8 protein-coding genes and 1 other RNA gene are annotated in these 8,186 nt (G+C 65.0%); 6 read left to right on the top strand and 3 right to left on the bottom strand.

Annotated features, from left to right (window positions below; genetic code table 11):
• Positions 1-25: 25 nt before the first annotated feature.
• Positions 26-397: a transfer-messenger RNA gene (ssrA, locus tag ACE3S9_RS10795) on the bottom strand.
• A gap of 124 nt (positions 398-521) precedes the next feature.
• Here ssrA and ACE3S9_RS10790 point away from each other — a divergent pair.
• The 6 genes from ACE3S9_RS10790 to ACE3S9_RS10765 all read left to right on the top strand — a co-directional run bounded on the left by ACE3S9_RS10790 (position 522) and on the right by ACE3S9_RS10765 (position 6,468).
• Positions 522-1,322, top strand: coding sequence for a DUF2189 domain-containing protein (locus ACE3S9_RS10790; RefSeq protein ID WP_374546464.1), 801 nt, complete (start codon positions 522-524; stop codon positions 1,320-1,322).
• 61 nt (positions 1,323-1,383) lie between these two features.
• Positions 1,384-2,190: a thymidylate synthase gene (locus ACE3S9_RS10785; protein ID WP_374546463.1), complete on the top strand. Its 807-nt coding sequence runs from the start codon at positions 1,384-1,386 to the stop codon at positions 2,188-2,190.
• Positions 2,187-2,714, top strand: a complete 528-nt coding sequence (locus ACE3S9_RS10780; RefSeq protein WP_374546462.1) for a dihydrofolate reductase — start codon at positions 2,187-2,189, stop codon at positions 2,712-2,714. The genes ACE3S9_RS10785 and ACE3S9_RS10780 overlap by 4 nt, the downstream gene beginning before the upstream one ends.
• Before the next feature lie 86 nt (positions 2,715-2,800).
• Positions 2,801-4,057, top strand: a complete 1,257-nt coding sequence (gene hflK, locus ACE3S9_RS10775; protein ID WP_374546461.1) for an FtsH protease activity modulator HflK — start codon at positions 2,801-2,803, stop codon at positions 4,055-4,057.
• On the top strand, positions 4,054-4,947 hold the full coding sequence (gene hflC, locus ACE3S9_RS10770; protein WP_374546460.1) for a protease modulator HflC: 894 nt from the start codon (positions 4,054-4,056) through the stop codon (positions 4,945-4,947). Before hflK ends, hflC begins: the two co-directional genes overlap by 4 nt.
• Before the next feature lie 39 nt (positions 4,948-4,986).
• Positions 4,987-6,468, top strand: a complete 1,482-nt coding sequence (locus ACE3S9_RS10765; RefSeq protein ID WP_374546459.1) for a DegQ family serine endoprotease — start codon at positions 4,987-4,989, stop codon at positions 6,466-6,468.
• A 52-nt stretch (positions 6,469-6,520) separates the two neighbouring features.
• Here the strand turns inward: ACE3S9_RS10765 and ACE3S9_RS10760 are convergent, their stop codons facing one another.
• Both ACE3S9_RS10760 and ACE3S9_RS10755 read right to left on the bottom strand, forming a co-directional pair.
• Positions 6,521-7,000 carry a hypothetical protein gene (locus tag ACE3S9_RS10760; protein ID WP_374546457.1) on the bottom strand — a complete coding sequence of 160 codons (480 nt, stop codon included), beginning with the start codon at positions 6,998-7,000 and terminating at the stop codon, positions 6,521-6,523.
• Between the two features lie 181 nt (positions 7,001-7,181).
• Positions 7,182-8,186: NAD-binding protein (locus ACE3S9_RS10755; protein WP_374546456.1), on the bottom strand; the 1,005-nt coding region annotated here is incomplete at its 5' end.

Below are 8,186 nucleotides of genomic sequence, written 5' to 3'. Positions count from 1 at the left end.
GGGACTCGCGCGCCGGCAGGAAGAAAGTGGAGGCTTCTGTTGCCAGGCGCCTCCGGACCCCGCCTGAAACGGCTAAGCCTCAGGACTTTGATTTCGGTGCTAGCGCCGCATTACGCGGCGACGGCGACCGGAGCATAGTTGTCGTTGGCAACTATAAGTTTGACCCGATAACGGCGGTATCATGCCGGGCAAAAGTAGACCCTTTACACCCTCGTCGATCCTATTTCGCCCCCGCCGCGGCCCGCCTCGCGCTTCCTGAAAAGCTGAGACGGGCCGGGGTGGAGGCGCCGGGTACCGCCCCCGGGTCCGAAAGGCTTATTCCGATCACCATTTATCGCCATAGCCGCCGGAAGGCGGCCAAAAGAATATAGAGAAGGCGAAGCGTGGACGAAAGGGGGCCACGCCGAGATTCTCTTGTTCCAGCGCGTCGGCGCCTCTTGCCGGTTGCGAGCGCCTGCCGCAATCTGTCGTCGGAAAGACCTGCAAAAGCGGGCGTCCGGCGAGGACAATGGGGAGAATTCATGCAGGACGAGGCCCAACAGGCGCCGAGCGAGGCCGCGCGCGCGGCGCGACGCGACGTGATTGTGCGCAAGCTGCACAAGGACGATATTTTCAACGCTTTGGTTTCCGGCTGGAGCGATCTGAAACGCGCGCCGCAATACGGCCTGACCATCGGCGCGCTACATACGCTCGGCGGCTGGATCGCGATCTTCTTCGCCAGGCTGTCGGGCCTGCATTTCTTCACTTACCCTTTCCTGACCGGCTTCGCGCTGATCGCGCCCTTTTCGGCGGCGGTGATCTATGAGGTGAGTCGCCGCCTGGAGAAGGACGAGCCTTTGTCCTGGGGCGCGATTCTGGGCGCGGTGAAGACCAGCGGCGGCCGCGATCTCGGCTGGATGTGCCTGGTCTCGCTGTTCTCCTTCATCCTGTGGATCGATTACGCCTTCTTCCTCTATCTGATGTTCTACGGCGCCCATATGCCCGACCCGGCCCAGTTCGTTCAGGAGGCTTTGTCCACGCCCAAGGGACTGCTGTTCATCCTGGTCGGCAATCTCGTCGGCGGCCTGATCGCCTTCACGATCTTCTCGGTCTCGGTGGTGTCCTGCCCGCTGCTGCTCGACCGCGACGTGGATTTCGTCACCGCCATGATCGCCTCGGTGAAATCCGTGCTGACCAATCCCTGGCAATTGCTGGCCTGGGCGCTGGTGATCGGGCTGTTTCTGGCCTTCGGACTCTTGTCCGGCCTGTTGGGCCTGACGGTGGTGCTGCCGCTGATCGGGCACGCCTCCTGGCATGTGTATAGAAAGCTGATCGAACCCTGACGGGTTTCCACGGCGGGCAGAATCGCTAAACTGCGCGGCTCAATCCAGAGCGGCAGGAGCCATGCGGGCCTATCTCGACCTTCTTCAGCGCGTCCTCGACGAGGGCGTGGCCAAAAGCGACCGCACGGGCGTCGGCGTCACCTCGATCTTCGGCGCGCAGCTCCGTTTCGACCTTCGCGCCGGCTTTCCGCTGCTGACGACCAAGAAGCTGCACACCAAATCCATCGTCCATGAACTTTTGTGGTTCCTGCGCGGCGACACCAATATCCGCTATCTGAAAGAGAACGGCGTCAGCATCTGGGACGAATGGGCCGATGAAAACGGCGATCTCGGCCCGGTCTATGGCCGGCAATGGCGCTCCTGGGCCGGCGCCGACGGCCGGACCTACGACCAGATCGCCTGGCTGGTCAGCGAGATCAAAACCAATCCGTTCTCGCGCCGGCTGGTGGTCTCGGCGTGGAATCCGGCCGAGATCGAGCAGATGGCTCTGGCGCCCTGCCATTGCCTGTTCCAGTTCTATGTCGCGGAAGTGGATGGCGTCCGCCGGCTGTCGTGCCAGCTCTATCAGCGCTCGGCCGATCTTTTTCTCGGCGTGCCCTTCAACATCGCCTCCTATGCGCTGCTGACCCATCTGGTGGCGCAGGCCTGCGGGCTGGAGGTCGGCGATTTCGTCCACACCTTCGGCGACGCCCATCTCTACTCGAATCATTATGAACAGGCGCGGCTACAGCTTTCGCGCGCGCCGGGACCCTTGCCGCGGCTGAAGCTCAATCCGGCGAAAACGGATCTGTTCTCCTTCACTTACGACGATATCGCCTTCGAGGATTATCATCCGCAGCCGGCGATCAAGGCGCCGGTCGCGGTATGAGCGAATCGGTTCCGCTGACATTGGTCGCGGCGGTCGCCCGCAATGGCGCGCTCGGCAAGGACAATTCCATTCCCTGGCGCGCGCCGAGCGATCTCAAGCGTTTCCGCGACATCACCTGGGGCCGCCCGCTCATCATGGGGCGCAAGACCTATCAGTCGATCGGCAAGCCTTTGCCCGGCCGGGTGACCATTGTCGTGACGCGCGATCCGGGCTTTCTCGCCGGCGCGCGGCCGGATCATCTGCATCTCGCCGGCGATCTCGACGAGGCGCTGGCGCTTGGCGCGGCGCTCGCCCGCTCCATGCACGCCGCCGAGATCATCCTCGCCGGCGGCGCCGCGCTTTACCGCCTCGGCCTGCCGCGCGCCGCCTATCTGCGCCTCACGCGAGTCGATTGCGCGCCCGAGGCCGACGCCTTCTTTCCCGAGGTCGACTGGACGCAATGGCGCGAGACGTGGCGCGAGACGCCCGAACGCGGCCCGGGCGATGAAGTCGGGCTGGAATATGTCGATTACCGACATATTTGATCGACAATTGTGCCCGTTCCGGCCGCACTCTATATAGATGGGGCCGAAACGCCGCGGGCGTCGCGGCGCGAAGAGTTGAGGACTTCATGCCCTGGAGCAATCAGGGCGGCGACCAGCCGCCAAAGCCGGAAGGGAACGATCCCTCGGACGGCAAGCGCAATCCTTGGGGAAACGCCGGCAAGAATGACGCGCGCAAGGGCGGCGGCCCCGGCAATCCGTGGGGCGCGCCAGGGGGAGGCGGCGGTCCGTTCGGCGGCGGCCCGTTTGGCGGCGGTTCGGGCGGCGGCTCCGGCGGCGGCTCTGGTGGACCTGGCCCCGATTTCGAGGCCTGGGTGCGCAAGGCGCAGAACCGCGTTCAGAATCTCACGGCTGGCGATTTCTCGCCGCGCAGCGTGTTGGCGCTCGTCGCCGTGGCCGTGTTGTTCTGGCTCGCGACCGGCTTTTATACGGTCGGGCCCAATCAGGTCGGCCTCAATCTGGTGTTCGGCCGCTATGTCGGCAAAACTGGGCCGGGCCTGAACTATGTCTGGCCCGAGCCGATCGGCGACGTCATCCGGCTCAATGTCACCGACCGCAATTCCATCGATATCGGCACGATCGGCCGCGCCGATTCGCCGAATGCGACCGAGGTTCCTGAAGAAAGCTTGATGCTGACCGGCGACGAAAACATCGCCGACGTGAAGTTCCGGGTGATCTGGCAGATCGATCCGGCCCATCCCGAAGATTTCGCCTTCAACATCAAGAACCCGGTCGAAACCATTAAGGCGGTTGCGGAAAGCGCCATGCGTGAAATCGTAGGTCGCACCCAGATCCAGCGCCTGCTGACCGCCGAGCGCAAGGTGATCGAGCCGGCTGTGCAGACGTCGATGCAGCAGGTGCTCGATTCCTACCGCGCCGGCGTCCAGATCCTGCAGGTGCAATTGCTCTCGGTCGATCCGCCGCCGACCGTCATCGCCGCTTTCCGCGACGTGACGGCGGCGCAGCAGGATCGCAGCCGCTTCGTCAACGAGGCGCAGGCGGCGGCCAATTCGATCGTGCCGCAGGCGCGCGGCGAGGCCGCCCGAATCACGCGCGACGCGGAAGCGTTCCGCGAGCAGACGGTCGCCGAGGCGCGCGGCCAGGCGGCGCGCTATCTCAAAGTGTTCGAAGAATACAGGAAGGCGCCGGACGTGACCCGCGAGCGGCTTTATCTCGAAACCATGGAGCGCGTGCTCGGATCGGGCGACAAGGTCATCCTCGACCGCGCCGCCGGAACGACTCCGCTGCTGCCGCTGGCGCCGCTCGATTTCGGCGCCAAGTCGGCCGAATCCGCCAAGCCCGCGACGACGGGAGGCCAGCAATGATCTCGTCGAAATGGCTCGCGCTGCTCGCCGGCGCGGTATTCCTGTTCGTTGTGGCGCTGTCGTCGACCTTCGAGGTCAAGCAGACCCGGCAGGCTTTGTTGCTGCGTTTCGGCGAGCCGGTGCCCAATCGCGGCCTCATCACCGAGCCGGGGCTGCACTTCAAGCTGCCGTTCATCGAATCGGTGGTTTATATCGACAATCGCATTCTCGATCTGGAATCGCCGAAGCAGGAGATTCTCGCCGCCGACAACCAGCGGCTCGAAGTCGACGCCTTCGTGCGCTATCGCATCACCGACGCGCTGAAATTCTATCAAACCGTCGGCACCGTCGCGCGCGCCGACAACCAGCTCGCCTCCGTGCTCAATTCGGCGGTGCGGCGCGTGCTGGGCGAGGCCAACCAGACCCAGATCGTCCGCGACGAGCGCGCCGCCTTGACCACGCGGATTCGCGATCAGGTCAATACGGAGGCCGCGCGCTTCGGCGTCTCCATTGTCGACGCCCGCATGAGGCGCGTCGACCTGCCGCGCCAGATTTCGGAAAAGGTGTTTGACCGCATGCGCACCGAGCGCGCGCGCGAGGCGGCGGAGTTCCGCGCGCTCGGCCAGCAGGAGGCGCAGCAGATCCGGGCCACCGCCCAGCGCGACGCCACCGTGATCGTGGCGGAGGCGCAGCAGCAGGCCGATTCGATGCGCGGCGAAGGCGAGGCCGAGCGTAACCGGGTGTTCGCCGAAGCGTTCGGCAAGGACCCGGATTTCTTCGCTTTCTACCGTTCGATGCAGGCCTATGATTCCGCGCTGAAGAACAAGAGCGCGCGTTTCGTGATCTCGCCCAGCTCGGATTTCTTCCGTTTCTTCGACAACGCCTCGGGCAAGGCGACGGCCAAGCCGTGACGGCCGCCGTGAGCGCGACAGCGAAAAAGTGAGGCAGCAATGAGCAAGACCAGGATCAGGACCTTCGCCCCCCGCCGCCTGCTCGCGGGACTCGCCGTCGCGGGCGCCCTGGCCGCGCTGCAGCCGGCGCCGCTACGCGCCGCGCCGGCGCCCGAATCCTTCGCGGATCTCGCGCAATCGGTGACGCCGGCGGTGGTGAACATTTCCGCGACGACGCAGGCCGTCGAGGAAAAAGACGCCGACGCGCCCAAACTGCCGCCGGGCTCGCCGCTCGACGACATGTTCGAGGAATATCTCAAGCGCCGCAAGCAGCAGAACGGGGAGGGCCATCCCCGTCGCTCCAGCTCGCTCGGTTCGGGCTTCGTGATCGATGCCGCCGGCATCGTCATCACCAATAATCACGTCATCGACGGCGCCAATGACGTCGAGGTGATCTTCACCGACGGCTCCAAGCTCAAGGCCGAGATCGTCGGCAAGGACGCCAAGGTCGATCTCGCGGTTTTGCGCGTGAAGCCGCCCAAGCCGCTGGCGGCGGTGAAATTCGGCGACAGCGACAAGTCGCGCGTCGGCGATTGGGTGATCGCGGTGGGCAATCCCTTCGCGCTGGGCGGCTCGGTGACCGCCGGCATCATTTCCGCCAAGGGCCGCAATATCGACAGCGGACCCTATGACAATTACCTGCAGACCGACGCGGCCATCAACAAGGGCAATTCCGGCGGTCCCCTGTTCAACATGGCCGGCGAGGTGATCGGCATCAATACGGCGATCCTGTCGCCGTCCGGCGGCTCGATCGGCATCGGTTTCGCCACGCCGGCGAACACCGCGCAGCCGGTGATCGAGCAATTGATCAAATTCGGCGAGACCCGGCGCGGCTGGCTCGGCGTGCGCATCCAGAACGTCGATGACGCGATTGCCGAGAGCCTCGGCATCGGCAAGGCGCGCGGCGCGCTGATCTCGGGCATTGACGAAAAGGGCCCCTCGGCCAGCGCCGGCTTCAAGCCCGGCGACGTCATCGTGACCTTCGACGGCAAACCGGTGCCGGACGCGCGCGAATTGCCGAAGATCGTGGCCTCGACTCCCGTCGGCAAGGAGGTCGAGGTGGTCGTGATCCGCGACGGCAAGGAGCAGACCAAGAAGGTGACGCTCGGCCGGCTGCAGGAGAAGGAAGCCAAGGCCGACAGGCCCGAGCCGGCGCCGAAACAGCCGCCGCGCGAGGAAAAGACCCATGTGTTCGGCATGGATGTCGTCGCGCTGAGCGACGCCTCGCGCGCCAAATATCAGATCAAGGACAGCGTCAAGACCGGCGTCGCCATCGTCAAGGTGGATAGCGATACGCCGGCGGCGGAACAGCGGCTCTCGCCGGGCGACGTGATCCTCGAAATCAACCGCCAGGCGGTCAATGCGCCGGAGGATCTGGTCGCGCAGGCCAAGGCGGCGAAGGCCGACGGACGCAAGTCGGCGCTGCTGCTGATCGCCAACGCCCAGGGCCAGGCGCGTTTCGTGGCGCTGCCGCTGGATTAGCCTCGGCTCTTCCGGCGGACTTGCTTCCCTTCAAGGAAAGGCGCGGGCGATCTTACGCCCGCGACGGCGCCGCCGGATTCCGCTCCAGGGTGTCGAAATTGAGGAAGACGCCCATCAGGCTCCAGTTTTCGCCCGTTTTCCGCACGGTGATCGTCGCCGTCACGGAGCCCTTTTCATAGTGGCAGCGGGCGAGATATTTCGCCTGGATGTCAGCGCCGTCCGGGGTAAACATCGCGATCGAACTGCCCTTGAGATCGTCGAAGGACTGGAACTGCCCCAGCGACGTCGAAACCTTCTGCGCGAATTGGTCGATCGTCGCGGCGTCCAATTTCGCCTTGTCTTTCGGCGCGATGAAGCTGAAGAAATTGCTGGCGCTGGGATCGGCCAGAACGCGAGGCAGCGTCGCGTCGACATAGGCCTTGCTCTCGACGTCGAGCTTGCCGCCTTGAACAACGCCGAAGCCGATGACGCCGCCAAGCGCGACGAGAAGGACCAGAAACAGGCCGCCAAGTATCGTCAAAGCTTTTTTCATAGGATTCTCTCGTCAATAAAAATATGAAACGGCCGGGCAGGTCTTTTCTAAAAACCTGTTTCAGCGAGAGAAACGCTATGACTCGGTCGTTACCGAGGGTTTAACCGGATCCGTTCGCGCCAGCCTTGTCTGCGCAAAGGTAATGGATCGTGAATATTATCCATCAATAAGCGTCGAAGCTTCATTTCGCCACGCGCTTTTGCCGCCGCGCCTTGAACGGGCGCGGCGCGGCGGCCTGGCTTTCGTCGGCGATCAGGGTCTTGCGGTAGATGTCGCGCTGCTCGTGGATCGAGGCGATGACCAGGCCCATCGGCACGCCGATATCAACCAGCGCGGCCTCGGACAATTGCAGGCTCGCCTCCATCGTCTCCGGCACGGCGTCGGTCGCGCCGAGTTTGTAGAGCGAGCGGGCGTGGGCGGCGTCGCGGGCGCGCGCCACGATGGTCAGGTCGGCCCGCGACGCGCGCGCCTGCCGCACCACGGCGTCCACCGCGCTCGGCGCATGCATGGTCACGACCAAGGCGCGGGCCGTGCCGAGGCCGCAGCGGTCGAGGAAATCCTGGTTGGTGGCGTCGCCCCAATAGACCGGATCGCCGCGCGTGCGGGCCTGGGCGGCGATGCCTGGATCGCCGTCCACGCAGAGATAGTCGATCTTGTGGACGCGCATCAGCTCCCCGACGATCTGGCCGACGCGGCCATAGCCGACGATGATGACGCGCGAGGCCGGCGCCAGTTCGCTCGGCTCGGGGCCCGGCAGGAAAATCTCCTTCTTGGGCGCCGTGCGCGCGGCCAGGGCGGCGAAAAACGGGATCAGCATCATCGACAGGGTGACGCCGATCAGGATTTCGTCCTCAAGCTCCGGCGAGAGGATATGGGCTGCGACCGCCGAGGAGAGAATGACGAAGGCGAATTCGCCGCCGGGGCCGAGCAGCAGGCCGACCTCGCGCGCCTTGCTCCAGCGTAGCCCGAACGGCCGCGACAGCGCCATGACCAGCGGCGCCTTGATGAGGATCAGCGCCGCCGCCACCCCGAGCGTGGCGCCCGGATGCCGGACCACTTCCATCGGATCGAGGCCGGCGCCGATGGAGACGAAGAACAGGCCGAGCAGCAGGCCCTTGAACGGCTCGATCGCCAGTTCGACGGCGCGACGGAATTCGGTTTCGGCCAGCAGCAGGCCGGCGATGAA

Source organism: Rhodoblastus sp., from assembly GCF_041915505.1.
Lineage (GTDB): Bacteria > Pseudomonadota > Alphaproteobacteria > Rhizobiales > Beijerinckiaceae > Rhodoblastus.
This window is presented reverse-complemented; position numbering and strand designations above follow the sequence as displayed.